The organism is Pseudomonas putida group bacterium ESBL64 (assembly GCF_045277175.1).
In the GTDB taxonomy this organism is placed as follows: Bacteria; Pseudomonadota; Gammaproteobacteria; order Pseudomonadales; family Pseudomonadaceae; genus Aquipseudomonas; species Aquipseudomonas alloputida.
Genome location: NZ_CP145799.1, coordinates 859,310 through 875,702 on the forward strand (window position 1 = coordinate 859,310; position 16,393 = coordinate 875,702).

Below are 16,393 nucleotides of genomic sequence, written 5' to 3' on the forward strand. Positions count from 1 at the left end.
GAGCCAGCGCGGCAGTATCGCGCAAGTTCGCAATAACGCTCAATTTCTTCAGACAACCGTACCCTGGATGCATATCAGGGTAGGGTCAGGCATTAGCATGGCTATCAGTGTTTTCGACCTTTTCAAAATTGGCATCGGGCCGTCCAGTTCCCATACCGTGGGCCCGATGCGGGCGGCGGCTACCTTTGCCCAGGCCTTGCGTGAGCAGGGGGTGCTGGCGCGGGTAACGCGCGTGCAAGTGCGGCTGTATGGCTCGCTGTCGGCTACCGGGGTTGGCCATGCCACCGACCGCGCGTGCCTGCTAGGCTTGATGGGCCAGTGGCCGGACCGTATCGACCCGTCCACGATCGAGTCGCGCATCGGACAGGTCCTGCAAGAGCACTGCCTGATGCTCGACGGTAGCCATCCGCTGGCCTTCGACTATGGCCGTGACATGCTGCTGCTCGACGAGAGCCTGCCTTATCACCCCAATGCCATGAGCCTGGAAGCCATGGACGGGCAGCACAGCCTGTTGAGCCAGACCTATTTTTCGGTGGGCGGCGGCTTCATCGTCGAGCAAGCCGAAATCGATGCGCCGGCAAACGAAACGAATGCCGTGATGCTGCCTTATGAATTCGACAGTGGTGCCCAACTGCTGGCTTTGTGCAAGGCCCACAACCTGAGCGTGGCGCAACTGATGATGGCCAACGAGTGCGCCTGGCGCCCGGAGGCCGAGGTGCGCGAAGGCTTGCTGCGCATCTGGGCGGCCATGCGTGAGTGCGTGGCGAACGGCCTGCGCAACGAGGGCGTCCTGCCGGGCGGCTTGCACGTCAAGCGCCGCGCCGCGCGGTTGCATCGCAGCCTGCAGGAGTTGGGCAAGCCCAACGTGATCGGCTCGACCCTTGGCGCCATGGAGTGGGTCAACCTGTTCGCCTTGGCGGTCAATGAAGAGAATGCCGCCGGTGGGCGTATGGTTACCGCGCCCACCAACGGGGCAGCCGGCATTATCCCGGCGGTGCTGCACTATTACATGAAGTTCAACCCCGGTGCCTGCGATGCTGATGTGGTGGACTTCCTGCTTGGGGCAGCGGCGGTTGGCATCCTGTGCAAAAAGAACGCCTCGATTTCCGGTGCCGAGGTGGGTTGTCAGGGGGAGGTGGGCTCAGCCTGTTCGATGGCTGCTGCCGGCTTGGCGCAGGTACTGGGTGCTACGCCGCCCCAGCTTGAAAACGCCGCCGAAATTGCCCTGGAGCACAACCTTGGGCTGACCTGCGACCCGGTGGGTGGCCTGGTGCAGGTGCCGTGCATCGAGCGCAATGCGATTGCTGCGGTCAAGGCGATCAATGCTGTGCAGATGGCGCTGCGGGGGGATGGCGAGCACTTCATCTCGCTCGACCGGGTGATCCGCACCATGCGTGATACCGGGGCGGACATGCATGCCAATTACAAGGAAACCTCGCGCGGCGGTTTGGCGGTCGCTTTTGTCGAGTGCTGAGTTTTAACGCGGTCAACTGGAGCGGCCTTGTGTCACGATGGGCCGCTCCTGAACCCGGTTGCGACGGACTCAGCGGCCTTTCTGCTTGGCTGCCAGGAAGCTCGCACGCATGTCTTTGGCCCAGCCATCGAGCACCGGCTTGACGTCATTCAAGGTCAGCTTCTGGGTATCGTTCTCCAGTTCCTGGCCCGCGCCCTTGCGGACCACCTGGGCCAGTACCTTCTGGCTGGCGCCGTCCAGGAACGCTGCCTCCACACCGACATCCACGTCCTGGTCACGTCCACCCATGGCGGTATTCACTCCTGCCGCGATAAGCGCGATAGGGATCACCTCGTAAGGCTTGAGGCCCTCGTTACTGGTGGACACTGCCGTGATCGCCGGGCGTACCACGATCACGCCCGGGCCAGGCCCCTTGGCCAACGGCATCACGCTGCCCATTTCGCGGCGCAGGGCCTCGTTGAAGTAGCGGGTGATTTCCTGCAGCGTCTGCTGCGAGATAACCGCTGTGGGCTGCGGCTTGGGGTAGAACTGGCTTGGCTCGACGAATACCTGGCTGTATTGATTGATATTGACCTTGGGGTCGATCCAGCGCATGACCGGGTCACCCGACGGGCTCTTGGCCTCTTGCAGCCGGCTGTAGTCTTTGAGGAAGCCGGAGTAATCCTTGGGGTCCACGCGGTTGCTGGAGCAGGCGGCCACGGCAAGCAGCGCGGCGCACAACAGGGTAATGCGAGGCAATGATTTCATGATGAAAAGGCATCCGTGAGAGGTCGGCCTCAACAACGCTAGCAGGTGCGAGGCAGTTGGCCAGTGGACGGGGCAATCCTCTTTGAAAAGAACACAGTGCGTGGCTCGCCCTGAGGGGCGCTGCAAACGTTGTGGCCCACTCAACCCAGGGCCTCACGCAAGCGGTACCACAACATGCCCAGTGCCAGCAGGGGTGAGCGCAGGGCCTTGCCGCCGGGGAAGGTCAGGTGCGGCACGGCGCTGAACACATCCAGGCCGTGGCTGTGGCCGAGGGCGATGCTTTCGGCCAGCAGTTTCGCCGTCCAGTGCGTCACGTTCAGCCCGTGGCCTGAATAGCCCTGGGCGTAATACACGTTGGGGTGCTGGTTCAGGCGCCCGACCTGGGGGAAACGGTTGGCGGTGATACCAATCATGCCACCCCACTGGTAGTCGATACGCACGTTGGCCAGTTGCGGGAACACCTTCAATACCTTCGGCCGCATGTACGCGCCGATGTCTTTAGGGTCGCGCCCGGAATAGTGGCAAGCGCCACCGAACAGCAAGCGGCGGTCTGCGGTAAGGCGGTAGTAGTCCAGGCCGACCTTCTGGTCGCACAGCGCCATGTTCTGCGGGATCAGGCTGCTGGCCAGCGCTTCGGGCAAGGGTTCGGTGGCCACCACATAGCTGCCGGCCGGCAGTACCTTGCCGCTCAGGCGCGGTTCCAGTTCATCCAGGTGAGCATTGCAGCCCAGCACCAGGCTGCTTGCGCGCACCTTGCCGCGCGCCGTGTGCAGCGTCAACCTGGGCCCGTGCTCAATACGCAGCACCGGGCTTTGCTCGAAAATGCGCACGCCCAGGCTGTGGGCCGCACGGGCTTCGCCCTGGACCAGGTCAAGTGGGTGCAGGTGGCCCGAGCCCATGTCGACCAGGCCGCCAGCGTACTGGTCGCTGGCGACGATCTCGTTCAACTGCCCGGCGCTGACCAGGCGTGTTTCATGGCGATAGCCCAGGGCGGCCAGGTCGTCCTGTTCCTCCTTGAAGGCCGCGAACTGCGCCGTGGTGTTGGCCAGTTCGCAGAAGCCCCAGCGCAGGTCGCAGGCAATGCCGTAGCGGGCAATGCGCTCGGCCACCAGTTCCACTGAGTCGATGCCGGCCTGCTTCAGGTAGCGCACACCGTCCTGGCCGACATGCCGGGCAAAGCCGCTGACATCATGGCCGATACCGCGAATCAGCTGGCCGCCATTGCGCCCACTGGCGCCCCAGCCGATGCGTCGGGCTTCCAGCAGTACCACCGAGAGGCCGCGCTCGGCCAGCTCCAGGGCTGTATTGACCCCAGTCAGTCCGCCGCCGATCACGCATACGTCGGCCGTCAGTTCACTGTCCAGGCTGGGGTAGGGTGCCGTGTCGCGCGCGGTGGCGGCGTAGTACGAGGCGGTGTGTTGGGTATTGAAAGACATGAGCGTTCTCGACTCAGCGGTTGGACTTGATCTTGCTCCAGGAGCGGGTCATGACGCGCATGATTTTTGGGCTCGGGGTGCTAGAGATGTACAGCTTGTCCAGCACCTCCTGGGGTGGGTAGATCTCGGGGTTGTTCACCAGCGATGCATCCATGTAGGCCTTGGCGTCCGGGTTGGCGTTGGCATAGCCGACCGTGGCGCTGACCTTGGCGATCACTTTGGGGTCGAGCAGGTAGTTGATGAACGCCAGGGCCTGCTCGGGGTTGTTGGCGTCCTTGGGGATGGCCAGCAGGTCGAACCACAGGTTGCTGCCTTCCTTGGGAATGCTGTAGGCGACCTTCACGCCGTTTTTCGCCTCTACGGCGCGGTTGGCGGCCTGGAACACGTCGCCGGAGTAGCCGAACGCTACGCAGACATCGCCGTTCGCAAGGTCAGAGACGTACTTGGAGGAGTGGAAGTAGGTGATGTAGGGGCGCAGTTCGAGCAGGCGGGCCTCGGCCTTGGCGTAGTCGCCCGGTTTTTCGCTGCGCGGGTCCATGCCCAGGTAGTTGAGCACGGCCGGGAACAGTTCGTCGGGCGAGTCCATGAATGCCACGCCGCACTGCTTGAGCTTTTTCAGGTTCTCGGGCTCGAACAGCACCGCCCATGAGTCGATATGGTCCACACCCAGTGCCGCCTTGACCTTGTCGACGTTGTAGCCGATGCCATTGGTGCCCCACAGGTAAGGCACGGCGTACTGGTTGCCGGGGTCGTTCTGTTCAAGTTGCTTGAGCAGTTTGGGGTCCAGGTGCTGCCAGTTCGGCAGCTTGCTGCGGTCCAGCGGCAGGAAGGCGCCGGCCTGGGCCTGGCGGGCGAGGAAGTGGTTGGACGGTACCACCACGTCATAACCCGTGCGCCCGGCCAACAGCTTGCCTTCAAGGGTTTCGTTGGAGTCGAACACGTCATAGACCACCTTGATTCCGCTGCTGGCCTGGAAGTCGGCCAGGGTGGTGTCACCGATGTAGTCGGTCCAGTTGTACACACTGACCGTGGGCGCGGCCTGGGTGGTGGTGGCGAACAGCAGGGTGAATGCAGCGGGGATCAGGGCTTGCAGATGACGCATGGGAACACCTCGTTGGTCTTGTTCTTGGAGTTCAGAGCAGGCTTGCCTGTGCATGGGGTGCAAAGCACCCCTCGCGGTGGATCAGACACTCAGCATCAGGAATTCACGCTCCCACGAGCTGATGACGCGCTTGTAGTTCTCGTGCTCGGCGCGCTTGACCGCCACGTAGCCCTGGACGAACTGCTTGCCCAGGTACTGCTGCACGGTTTCGCAGTCTTCCATGTGCTGCAGCGCATCCTCGATGGTGATCGGCAGGCGCAGGTTGCGTCGCTCATAGGCGCGGCCCTGCACCGGTGCGCTAGGGTCGATCTGCTCGACCATGCCCAGGTAGCCGCACAGCAGGCTGGCAGCGATGGCCAGGTAAGGGTTGGCATCGGCGCCCGGCAGGCGGTTTTCCACCCGCATCGCCTCAGGGCTGGACGTGGGCACACGCAGGCCGGCCGTGCGGTTTTCTTCGCCCCACTCGACGTTGACCGGTGCCGAGGTATCCGGCAGGAAGCGGCGGAACGAGTTGACGTTGGGCGCGAACATCGGCAGCAGCTTGGGGATGTACTTCTGCAAGCCGCCGATGTGATGCAGAAACAGCGGGCTCATGCTGCCGTCTTCGTTGGCGAAGATCGGTTTGCCAGTGGCGATGTCGACCACGCTCTGGTGCAGGTGCATGGCACTGCCTGGTTCATCGGTGATCGGCTTGGCCATGAACGTGGCGGCCACGTTGTGCTTGAGCGCGGCCTCGCGCATGGTGCGCTTGAACACGGTGATCTGGTCGGCCAGGTCCAGCGCGTCGCCGTGACGGAAGTTGATTTCCATCTGCGCCGGGCCGTCTTCGTGAATCAGCGTATCCAGGTCCAGGCCTTGGATCTCGCACCAGTCGTAGACGTCTTCGAACAGGGGGTCGAATTCGTTGGCGGCGTCGATCGAGAACGACTGACGGCCACTTTCAGCACGACCGGAACGCCCCAGTGGCACCTGCAGTGGCAAATCCGGGTCTTCGCAGCGCTTGGTCAGGTAGAACTCCATCTCGGGCGCGACGATCGGCTGCCAGCCCTTGTCGGCGTACAGCTTGAGCACCTTCTTCAGCACGTTGCGTGGCGAAAGCTCGATAGGGTTGCCTTGCTTGTCGAAGGTGTCATGGATCACGATCGCGGTTGGCTCGATCGCCCACGGTATCTGGTAAACGGCGGTGGGATCGGGGCGGCAGACCATGTCGATGTCGGCGGCGTCGAGCAGGTTGTAATAGATGTCATCGTCGACGTAGTCGCCGGTGACCGTCTGCAGCAGCACGCTTTCTGGCAGGCGCATGCCTCGCTCATGGAGGAACTTGGCGGTGGGCGCAATCTTGCCGCGGGCGATGCCGGTTAAGTCGCTGATCACGCATTCGACTTCGGTGATCCGGTGTTCTTTCAGCCAGGTGGACAGCTGATCGAAGGGGGCGTTCATACAGACCTCTTGGTTGGGTTTTAGTGGGGGAGCGTGGGCGCTTGCGAAAACCGTTGAACAGTTGCGAAGGCGTTACGCTTCCCAGGTGACGCGCTGCAGACTATCTTGGTCGCAGCCCCCCGGGGCAATCTATCCACTTTCTTCAGTATCGAATGCACCAAAAGAGTGCATACAGGACGATGTGTGACAACCGCCAATGCGTTGAAGGTCCAGGCTTTCCACACCACTGACGTCACCGAGCAAGTGCGCGCCACCCCTGGCTGGCAGCAGCAGTACCGGCAGATGTCGCCCGGGTACTTCAGCGGTGAGCTGCGTTGTCTGGGGCTGGAGGGTGTGGAGGTGTACGAAGAGCGCCTGAACACCCGGGTGGAGCAGTTTTTCCGCGCGCCAAGCGGCTCGCTGGCGTTTTGCTTCGACCGCAGCGAGAACAGCCTGTACCTGCTGAACGAACAAAGTCGCAATATCTGGATCACACCGGAGAACTACCACGAAGTGGCGGTCGTGTTCGACCAGGCGTTCCTGGCCCGCCATGGGCTAGACCCGCAGCGTCTGGAAGGGTTGTTCATGGTGCCATTGGGCAGCGGCCAGAATGCGCTGTTCGGCAGCTGGCTCAGCGCCACCTTGACCCGGCTGGGCGAGGAGGGTTGCCCGTTGCAGGGGCAGGCCCTGGCTGAGCAGTTGCTGGAGGACTGCCTGTTCATTCTTGACAACGCCAGCCAGCGTTTACAGGGCGTGGCCCTGGGGCGACGGGACGAGGAACGGGCGATCATGCACCGGGTCAGCGAATGGGCGGCCGACTGCCCGGAAGAAACGCTGAACCTGGTGGAGCTGGCGGAGGTTGCCGGGGTTTCATTGCGTCAGTTGCAGCAGGCGTTCAAAGCATTCACCGGCATGCCGCCTGCGCACTGGTTGCGGCTGCGCCGGTTGAACGGCGCGCGGCGCGATCTTTTGCGGGGAGGAGGGGTGACTGTCGCCGAGGTGGCGATGCGTTGGTCGTTCTGGCATTTGGGAAGATTTTCAGAGAGTTACCGGCAGTTGTTCAAGGAGTTTCCGAGCGAGACGTTGAGGCGGGGCAGGGGTTGAGGGGGCACGCCAAAACTGAACCCAGCATCTCGTGCCGAAAGTTGCTATCGTGCCGCCCTGATTTCACCCGAGGTGCCGATGTTCTACCTGCCTTTGCCCAGCGACCAGGCTGACCGCCTCGCCAGCGCCGCCGTAACCGAGTTCTTCACCACCGCCAGTGTGCTCGATGCCGCTGCCGTGCTGTTCGTGCAAAACCTGCCGCGCCAGCCTGCCACCGCGTCGGCCGACGCGCAGGAGCGTCGTTTCGCCGAAATCGTGCGCATCGCAAACGAAGTCGAAGGTGTCGCCCCCGGGCGCTTCCAGGCCCAGGTAGCGCAGCAATTCGATCGCGAAGCGTTCGCCATGGGCCTGGGCATGCTGGGCGAAAATGGCATTGCACTGCTGTCGGCCGAAGTGGAGTACCAGGCGGACGAATGGCTGGACGACGAAGGCCAGTGGAACTTCCAGTTCGCCGACCGCTACCGCCAACGGGCCACGCCGCTGCACCCAGTGTACCTGCCGTCGCTGGCCAGTGATTTGATGCTCAGCGACCAGCAGAACCGCCTGCTGCGTGAATTCCTCAGTGGCGTCGACGAGTCGGTGGCTGTGCAAGGTTTCGCCGGCACCGGCAAGACCTTCCTGATTCACCAGTTCGCCCGGCTGCTGGAGCCACAGCGCACCTTGCTGCTGGCCTTGACCGAAGGGCAGTTGCGCGCGCTGCAGGCGCGGGTCAAGGACGCTGCCGCCTATACCGCGCTGACCTTCGGCCAACTGGCTGACGAGCTGCTCAACCGTGACCTCACCAGCAACGGCTGGCGATTGCGCGATCCATACCGCACCAAGCTGTCCTGGCGCCCCCAGGAAGCGCAAGTGGTGCGCTGGCTGGCCATCCCTGATATCGGCCCGCTCGCAGCGCGTGACGTGGTTGCCTTGTGCATCCGCGCCGTGCGCACGTTCTGCCACAGTGCCGATACCCAGCTTCAGCTGCATCACTTGCCCTGGGCCGGGCCTGGCACCTCGCCGCTGGATCAGGAGGTGCTGCTGGAAAAGGCGCGTCTGTACTGGCAAGAGCTGATTCGCCCGTCGGCGCGGGACATTCAGCTACCGGTGCGTGACTACCACCGGGTCAAGCTGCTGTCGCTGACCGAGCATGTGATCGACAGCCGTTACACCCATGTCATCGTCGACGAGGCCCACGAGCTGTCGGCACCGATGCTGGCGGTACTCGATCGCAGTCCGCAGTCGATCATTACCCTGGGTGACGAACTGCAGAACCTCAACGGCCTCAGCTCGCACCATGGCAGCTTCATCCGGCAACGCTGCATCGACCATTCACTGCGCGCCGGGCCGGCAATGGACAATGTGCTCAACCCGCTGATCCAGGCGCACCCGGCCACGATCCAGGCGGCCTTCAGTGGCAACGCCGAGCACTACACCCGGGTCAGTTTCTTCGATACGGTGATGGTGCCGGAACAGCCCACGGCGCTTATCGTCGATGATGAATGGGGCCTGTTTGGCTGGTTCCAGCGCCTGACGCATCAGGGGGTGCCGTTCTTGTTGCTGAAAAGCGCTCGCAAGGACTTTGAACTGTTCGTCGAGGACTGCATCGAGCTGTACCGCTACGGCACCCGGCCGCGCCACCCGATGCTGTTCCGCTATGCCAGCTGGCAGGCGCTGGAACAGGACAAGGGCGATGACAAAGCGTTCGTCGCCGTGGCCAATATGCTGCGCAAGGGCTACACGCCGGAGCACTTTGCCAAGGCCAAGAGCCGTTACCGCTGGGACAAGGCGCCGAAGCTGTTCCTGGGGCGAGTACGGGATGTGAAGAACATGGAGTTTGCCCGGGTGATGGTGTCGCCGGAGCTGATGGTGGCGCCACAGGTGGCGGGTAACCGCAATGAGCGGGCGCGTATGCTGGCGGGGTTATATACCGCCTGTTCGCGGGCGCGGCATGAACTGATCGTGCCGGGGGGGATGCTGGACTGGGTCAAGGACCAGGTTCGGGATTGACGCAGCTGGGGCTGCAAAGCAGCCCCAGGGTCATGAATCAGTTACGGTCCAGCCACACGGTCTGGGCATTGGTGAACTCGCGCACACCAAAGTGCGACAGCTCACGGCCGAAACCACTCTTCTTCACGCCACCAAACGCCACGCGGGGGTCGGAAGCGCAGTAGCCGTTGATGAACACGCCGCCGGTATCCAGTGCGGCGGTCATGCGTTCGGCCAGCGCATAGTCGGCTGTGTAGATGGTCGAGGCCAGGCCAAACTCGCTGTCGTTGGCCAGTTCCACGGCATGGTCGGCATCGCGTGCAGTGATGATCGCCGCTACCGGGCCGAACAGCTCCTGCTTGAACGCGGTCATGTCCGGGGTGACATTGGCGAACACGGTCGGCGCGTAGAAGTTGGCCACGCCTTCGACCTTGTTGCCGCCCAGCAGCAACGTGGCGCCTTCGGCCAACGTCGCCTGAACCTGGCCGTCCAACTCGTCGCGCAGGTCATAGCGGGCCATCGGGCCGATATAGGTGTCGTCCTCCAGCGGGTTGCCGACTTTCAACTGGCGAGTGGCTTCAACGAACTTGTGGGTGAACGCATCGACGATGCTGGCTTCCACGATCAGGCGCTTGGCGGCGGCGCACACCTGGCCGGTGTTCTGGTAGCGGCCTATCACCGCGGCCTGGACGGCAGCATTAAGGTCGGCATCGGCCAGTACGATGAAGGGATCGGAGCCACCCAGCTCCAACACGCACTTCTTCAGCGCGGCACCGGCCTGTGCACCAATCGCCATGCCGGCACGCACGCTGCCGGTCAGGGTCACGGCGGCGATGCGCGGATCGTTGATGGCGCGGGTGACGCCATCCGGGGTCACGTTCAACACTTCGAACACGCCTTCCGGCAGGCCGGCATCCTTGAACAGCTCACCCATCAGGTAGGCGCTGCCCATTACGTTCGGTGCGTGCTTGAGCACGTAGGTGTTACCCGCCAGAATCGCCGGCACGGCGCCGCGCAGCACCTGCCAGACCGGGAAGTTCCACGGCATCACGGCCAGGATCGGGCCCAGCGGGCGGTATTCGATACGGGCTTTTTCGACCTGGGTCGGCTCGGCGGCGAGCATGGCCGGGCCGTGCTCGGCGTACCAGCGGCACAGGCCAACGCATTTGGCGACTTCACCACGGGCCTGGGCGATCGGCTTGCCAATTTCACGGCTGATCATGTGCGCGAAAGCTTCAGCCTTGGCTTCGAGGGTGGCGGCCAGGGCCAGCAGGTACTCGCTGCGCTGACCCAGCGACACCTGGCGCCACTGGCGATAGCCAACCTTGGCACGTTGCAGCGCCGCTTCCAGTGCGGCGTCGGTGTCGAACGGGTAGGCGCCAATCTGCTCGCCGCTGTACGGGTCGAGGGAGATGGCGTGGGTCAGGCTGCTGATCGCGCTCATGGCGGGACACTCTCGTTGTTGTTAATCAATGAGGCCAGACTAGTGGGCTATGGCTTTAATGAAAACTGAATAATAATGAGCGAAACATTCACGTTTGGAGAATGTCTGTGGACCTGGTGCAACTGGAGATCTTCAAGGCCGTGGCAGAGCAGGGCAGCATCAGCGCCGCCGCGCAGCACATCCATCGGGTGCCGTCGAACCTGACCACGCGCATCAAGCAACTGGAGGAGGACTTGGGTGTAGAACTGTTCATTCGGGAGAAGAGCCGCCTGCGCCTGTCGCCTGCGGGTTGGAACTTCCTCGAATACACCCGGCGCATCCTCGACCTGGTCCATGAGGCGCGGCTGACCGTGGCGGGTGAAGACCCGCAGGGCACCTTTGCCCTCGGATCGCTGGAAAGCACGGCGGCGGTGCGCATCCCGGCGCTGCTGGCCGCCTACAACCAACGCTACCCCAAGGTTGACCTTGACCTGTCCACCGGGCCCTCCGGGACCATGCTCGAAGGCGTGCTGTCTGGCCGCCTGGTGGCCGCGTTCGTCGACGGCCCGGTGCTGCACCCGACGCTGGAGGGCATACCGGTGTTCGAGGAAGAGATGATGGTCATTGCGCCGCTCAACCATACACCGGTGACCCGCGCCCAGGACGTGAACGGTGAAAGCATCTACGCCTTCCGCGCCAACTGTTCATACCGCCATCACTTCGAGAACTGGTTCGTGCAGGACCAGGCGGTACCGGGCAAGATCCACGAAATGGAGTCGTACCACGGCATGTTGGCCTGCGTCAGTGCGGGTGCCGGTCTGGCCATGCTGCCGCGCAGCATGCTCGACAATATGCCCGGGTGCAGCACCGTCAGCGCCTGGCCAATGTCGGAGGACTTCCGCTATCTGAAAACCTGGCTGGTATGGCGACGGGGGACGGTCTCGCGCAGTTTGAGCATGTTCGTGAAGTTGCTTGAAGAAGGCCGCGCAAGCTGATGTTTTCACTCGATAACCTGATTATCTGAAGTGAATTTCATCTCCATGACCAGGCATCAGCACGAACACCCCTTCGCTGGGAGGATCAAATGCTAGGTAAGCCATCCTCGAAAGGAGGGTCGTACCATGCGTAACCATCACTATGCGCTCGGCGCAGCCTTACTGATCACCCTGGCCCTGCCATGGACCCTGGCCGCCGCCGCCGACCTCAATGCCCCCATCGACATGCAGGCCGTGCAGTTGCAACCGCAGGAGCAGAATGGCGTGCGCTACCTGCAGGGCGGTATCGGCCAGGACGAGGCCAATGCCCTGCGCAAGACCACGGGTTATGACCTGCACGTAGAGCTTTCGACCGGCCCGGAAGGCAAGTTCCAGAGCGGGGCCACCGTCGATATCCAGAATGCCCAGGGCCAGCCCGTGATCAGCGTCGCCGATGCCGGGCCACTGCTGTATGTGCAGCTGCCTCCCGGCAAATACAAGGTCATTGGCAATGCCCAAGGTCAGGCGGTGCAGCAGTGGGCGGCCGTCACGGGCAAGGCCCCCACGACCGTTAGCCTTAATTGGCGTTGATGAAGAGACAGGCAGGAGTACGGATGTACTCCTGCCTGGGGTAAGCTCACGCCTCGCGAATGCCTGTGCCCGGCAAGCACATCTTTACCGAGTGTTTTAGCCAATAGTGGCAATATACTTCCAACTTTCTGATTATCTGGACAATAATCAGAAAAGTATTACTTCGTATGACCGGTCTGGATGCACCGGTCAGCGCAAAACATCGAGGGGCCCAAGCCCCCGCTTGCCGTGTAGACCATCAGGAGAGTCGTTGATGAAAACCCGTCTAGCCGCTTCGCTGGCCGTTGCAGTGCTGGCCTTTGCCGGGGCTGATCTGGTTCAGGCTGCGCAGATATCAGGTGCCGTGGGCGCCACTGGCCAAGGTGACATGACGTACCGTATCGGCCTGTCGTTCGACTGGGACAAGACATGGCTGGAAAGCAGCGCCGGCCATGTGAGCGGTTACTGGGATGCGGCCTACACCTATTGGGAAGGTGGCGATGCCAGTGGTGCGCACTCGCTGTCGTTCAGCCCGGTGTTCACGTATGAGTTCAGCGGCTTTACCTACACGCCTTACATCGAGGCAGGTATTGGCCTGGCAGCGTTTTCAAAGACCGACGTGGGCGACCAGCGACTGGGGTCGGCGGTCAACTTTGAAGACCGTATCGGCTTTGGCCTGAAGTTGCCGGGAGAACAGAAGGTAGGCATCCGTGCCATGCACTACTCCAACGCCGGGATAAAGCAGCCAAACGACGGCATAGAGTCGTACTCGCTGTTCTACAGCACAGCGTTCTGACATTACGGGGCCACTGCGCGGCCCCGGCAATTCAGAAGGTATAGGAAACGCCGGCCTGCACCGTGCGCGGTGCGCCGGGGTATACGTAGCTGTTGAACGCGCCCTCGTCATACCCCTTGTTGAACACGTTTTTCACGTCCAGATTCAACCGCACGTGTTCGTTGACCTTGTAGAAGCTCAACAGGTCGACCACGCTGTAGCGTTCCATCGTGTAGGTGGCTGCCGATGTCTGCCCTGCACGGTCGTCTACATACTTCACGCCTACGCCCAGGCCAAGGCCTTTGGCCAGGCCATCCTGGAACTCGTAAGTGTTCAGCAGGCTAAAGGTGCTGCGCGGGATATTGGCCAGGCGCGTTCCCTTGGGCAGGGTGGTGTCCTTGGTGACTTCGGCGTCCACGTAGGCATAGCCACCGATCATGCGCCATTCGGGGGTGAGGTTGCCGGCGACGTTGATGTCCAGGCCACGGCTGCGCACCTCGCCGGCCGCGATCTTGTAAGTACCAGTAAGGTCGCTCGGGTCGTTGGTCAGTACGTTCTCCTTGACGATGTGGTAGATCGCCGCGTCGACACTCAACTGGCGGTCGAGTGACTCCCATTTCACACCCAGCTCGTAGGATTTGCCCTTCTCCGGGTCGAAACCACCGCCACTGGCCGGCGTGCCCGTATTGGGTTTGAACGAACGTGCGGTGTTGGCGTAGACCGCCAGGGTATCGGTCAGGTCATAGATCAAGCCAAGGCGGGGTGTGACGCCGTTTTCGCCCTTGCTGAAATCGCCGGCATTGTTCAGCTTGTTGTCATAGTCATGCTCGAAACGCTCGAAGCGCACGCCTGCCAATGCCTTCAAACGCTCGGTCAGGGCCACTTGGTCCTGAATGAAGAACGCCCACGTCTGCAGGTTTTCCTTGTCCCAGGTGGTGGTGCGGTTCAGGGCCGGACGCGGCTGGCCCAGTACCGGGTTGTAGATGTCGATCGGGTAGGCTGCCGAGGAACGCTGGATGATCGAGTTGTAGTCGTAGTTCTCGTATTCGACCCCGGTCAACAAGGTATGGCTGAAATTGCCGGTGTCAAAATGCCCGGTCAGGTTCAGCTGCCAGTCGCGGTCGGTCCACTCCAGCTTGCGGTAGTTGAAGTTGCGCTGCAGCGTGCGTCCGTCTGCCGGTGCGCCGTCGGCTTCGACAGCGTTGCCCTTGAGCGAGCCATCGAGGAACTGGAACCCGCCAGCCAGCGACCAGTTGTCATTGAGCAGGTGCTCGAAACGCACCTGTGCCATGTTGTTGTCATTGTGCAGCAGGTTGTCGCTGCCTTTTTCCCAGATATAGGTATCGCGCGAGGCGCTGCCGGTCTGGGTGGGGTAGCGGGTCAGGCCGCGATCGAGGGGGTGGTTGTTGCGCATGAAGTCGCCTTCGAAGGTGATCTTCGTGGCGTCGTTGACCTGCCAGCTGATAACAGGGGCGACATCGTAGCGTTCGCTTTCGACATCGTCGCGGAAGCTGTCGCCGCCTTCACCCAGTACGTTCAGGCGGTAGGCCAGCGAGCCGTCCTGGCTCAGCGGCCCGGTGGCATCAAGGGTGGCACGGTGCATGCCCTGGTCGTCGAACTGGCTGCCAAGGGTGACCTTGGACTCGGGCAACGGCTGCTTGCTGACCACGTTGAACGTACCGCCGGGGTCGCCACGGCCGTACAGGCTGCTGGCCGGGCCACGGATGACCTCCAGGCGCTCGACGGTGTTGGCATCCGGAGCATTGGGGTAGCCGCGGTTGATCGGAAAGCCGTTGCGATAGAACTCGCCGGTCGTGAAGCCACGCACGGTGAAGGTTGTGAGGCCCTGGCCGCCGAAGTTGTTGGCGCGGCCGACACCACCGGCGTAGTCCAGGCCGTCCTGCAGGCGCGTGGCGCCCGTGTCTACCAGCACATCCTTGGGCACCACGCTGACCGATTGCGGGGTTTCGTGCAGCGCCGTGTCGGTGCGGGTGGCACTGGCCGAGCGGGTGGCCTTGTAGCCATCGACCGGGCCGTCGGCGCGTTCACCGTCGGCAGTACTGGTGATGCTCAGGGCCTGGAGTTCGATCGGGTTAGGGTCGCTGAGCGGTTCAGGCTCGGCAAAGGCCAGCGGGGAGACAGCATGAAGCACACAAAGCGAAACGAACGTGCGGCGCATCGACAGTACGGTCCTTGAATAGGGCGCTGAGGGGCTGGGTCGGGAAACGCCGCGAACATACTACGAATCATTATCAAATGCATTAATTTTGAGTGGCACTGGTGTACCAGATACCAGCGACGATAAAGCGTCAGTGACAACAGTGCCTGCAGGGCACTGCGAAGGGGCTCACAGGTTAGAAGCTGCTCTGTGGTGCAAGTGCCTCTTCGCAGTACAAGGTTATTCCTGCCTGGCCCCTGGGCAGGCTGCTGAAGCTCAGCGAACAGCCTTGATCGCCAGCACATTGCACAGCGGGTGTTCCAGCACATGCGCCGTTGTCCCGCCCAGGAATGTCTGCATGGCGTCATGCCTGTGGCTGCCCATGACGATCACGTCCACCCGGTTGTGGCCGACGAACTGGGCAATGGCCCTGATCGCGGCCCCTTCGAGGAAGTGCCGGCGCTCCAGCGGGATCTGGTGATGGTCGCCCAGGCGGTTGAACGCCGCCCGCTGCGCGGTTCGCACACTGCTGTCGAAGCCGGGCATGGTGACCGTACCGGCGCCGAAGTCGGCGATGTGGGTCTTGGCCGCGTCGCACACATGCAGCAGGTGCAGTTCGGCGTTGCACTGCAGGGCCAGGTCATGGGCGCACTGGATGACCTGCTCGTCCAGGTGTTCGCCAGCGCCGTGGCTGTTCAGGTCCACCGCGGCGGCGATCTGCCGTGGCAGGGGCAGGCGAATGTCGCTGACCAGGTGCACGGCGACCGGGCTGTCCTTGAGCAACTGCCAGTCCAGCGGCGTGACCAGCAGGCGTTTGAGTACGGGCTCGTGCTGTACGTCCTTGACCAACAGATCGCAGCCCAGCCGTTCGACCCGTTCCAGTACGCTGCCCAGCGGGTCGCGGGTCAACAACAGCTCGGTGGACACGTCCACACCGGCATCGCTCAGCTGTTCGGCCTCATCCGCCAGCCACTGGCGGTTGTCGCTGAGCAGCCGCTCACGCTCACGACCATCGCTCATCAAGCCAAAGGTGTCGACGTCGTCGACGAACACATTGATATCCAGCAGGGCACCGCTGGACTCTGCCAACGCCGCCGCGCGTTGCAGCGCAGGCGTATGACGCATTTGCGGGCCGAGCATGACGAACAGACGTTTGAACTGGCTCATCGCACACCTCCACGTGTGGCAGCCCCCCGGTAACCTGATCATGTTCAGTCTAGACTGCCGCAGCGTACACCGGGGC

The 16,393-nt window shown here is 62.6% G+C and carries 13 protein-coding genes; 6 read left to right on the plus strand and 7 right to left on the minus strand.

The features are described 5' to 3' along the window. The first annotated feature begins 97 nt into the window (after positions 1–97). Positions 98–1,474, plus strand: a complete 1,377-nt coding sequence (locus V6093_RS03865; RefSeq protein ID WP_047602865.1) for an L-serine ammonia-lyase — start codon at positions 98–100, stop codon at positions 1,472–1,474. A 69-nt stretch (positions 1,475–1,543) separates the two neighbouring features. On the opposite strand, the gene V6093_RS03870 is transcribed toward V6093_RS03865, so the two are convergent. From V6093_RS03870 to V6093_RS03885, 4 genes are all read right to left on the minus strand, one after another. Next, complete coding sequence (locus V6093_RS03870; RefSeq protein WP_004374288.1) at positions 1,544–2,221, minus strand: DUF3313 domain-containing protein; 678 nt, start codon at positions 2,219–2,221, stop codon at positions 1,544–1,546. 140 nt (positions 2,222–2,361) lie between these two features. Then, positions 2,362–3,657 (minus strand): FAD-binding oxidoreductase, encoded by a 1,296-nt coding sequence (locus V6093_RS03875; RefSeq protein ID WP_265979300.1) that lies wholly within the window; start codon positions 3,655–3,657, stop codon positions 2,362–2,364. Positions 3,658–3,670: 13 nt separating this feature from the next. Continuing rightward, positions 3,671–4,759 carry a polyamine ABC transporter substrate-binding protein gene (locus V6093_RS03880; RefSeq protein ID WP_004374291.1) on the minus strand — a complete coding sequence of 363 codons (1,089 nt, stop codon included), beginning with the start codon at positions 4,757–4,759 and terminating at the stop codon, positions 3,671–3,673. An 81-nt stretch (positions 4,760–4,840) separates the two neighbouring features. Next, the gene (locus tag V6093_RS03885; protein WP_004374294.1) at positions 4,841–6,199 is read right to left on the minus strand and encodes a glutamine synthetase family protein; all 1,359 of its coding nucleotides are present in this window, start codon (positions 6,197–6,199) and stop codon (positions 4,841–4,843) included. Positions 6,200–6,382: 183 nt separating this feature from the next. Between V6093_RS03885 and V6093_RS03890 the strand changes: the two genes are divergently transcribed. Both V6093_RS03890 and V6093_RS03895 read left to right on the plus strand, forming a co-directional pair. Continuing rightward, the gene (locus tag V6093_RS03890) at positions 6,383–7,282 is read left to right on the plus strand and encodes a helix-turn-helix domain-containing protein (protein WP_004374296.1); all 900 of its coding nucleotides are present in this window, start codon (positions 6,383–6,385) and stop codon (positions 7,280–7,282) included. Positions 7,283–7,360: 78 nt separating this feature from the next. Further along, entirely contained in the window at positions 7,361–9,271 is a 1,911-nt protein-coding gene (locus tag V6093_RS03895) for an AAA family ATPase (RefSeq protein ID WP_265979298.1), read from the plus strand. 37 nt (positions 9,272–9,308) lie between these two features. Here the strand turns inward: V6093_RS03895 and V6093_RS03900 are convergent, their stop codons facing one another. Further along, positions 9,309–10,694 (minus strand): aldehyde dehydrogenase family protein, encoded by a 1,386-nt coding sequence (locus tag V6093_RS03900; RefSeq protein ID WP_265979296.1) that lies wholly within the window; start codon positions 10,692–10,694, stop codon positions 9,309–9,311. A 107-nt stretch (positions 10,695–10,801) separates the two neighbouring features. Here V6093_RS03900 and ptrR point away from each other — a divergent pair, with 107 nt between their 5' ends. The 3 genes from ptrR to V6093_RS03915 all read left to right on the plus strand — a co-directional run bounded on the left by ptrR (position 10,802) and on the right by V6093_RS03915 (position 13,013). Continuing rightward, positions 10,802–11,668 (plus strand): putrescine utilization regulator PtrR, encoded by an 867-nt coding sequence (gene ptrR, locus V6093_RS03905; protein ID WP_004374302.1) that lies wholly within the window; start codon positions 10,802–10,804, stop codon positions 11,666–11,668. Positions 11,669–11,794: 126 nt separating this feature from the next. Continuing rightward, on the plus strand, positions 11,795–12,238 hold the full coding sequence (locus V6093_RS03910; RefSeq protein WP_060537386.1) for a hypothetical protein: 444 nt from the start codon (positions 11,795–11,797) through the stop codon (positions 12,236–12,238). 253 nt (positions 12,239–12,491) lie between these two features. After that, positions 12,492–13,013, plus strand: a complete 522-nt coding sequence (locus V6093_RS03915; protein ID WP_004374308.1) for an acyloxyacyl hydrolase — start codon at positions 12,492–12,494, stop codon at positions 13,011–13,013. 31 nt (positions 13,014–13,044) lie between these two features. On the opposite strand, the gene V6093_RS03920 is transcribed toward V6093_RS03915, so the two are convergent. Continuing rightward, positions 13,045–15,171, minus strand: a complete 2,127-nt coding sequence (locus V6093_RS03920) for a TonB-dependent siderophore receptor (RefSeq protein WP_265979293.1) — start codon at positions 15,169–15,171, stop codon at positions 13,045–13,047. A gap of 255 nt (positions 15,172–15,426) precedes the next feature. Next, complete coding sequence (locus tag V6093_RS03925; RefSeq protein ID WP_004374313.1) at positions 15,427–16,317, minus strand: universal stress protein; 891 nt, start codon at positions 16,315–16,317, stop codon at positions 15,427–15,429. Positions 16,318–16,393: the final 76 nt, after the last annotated feature.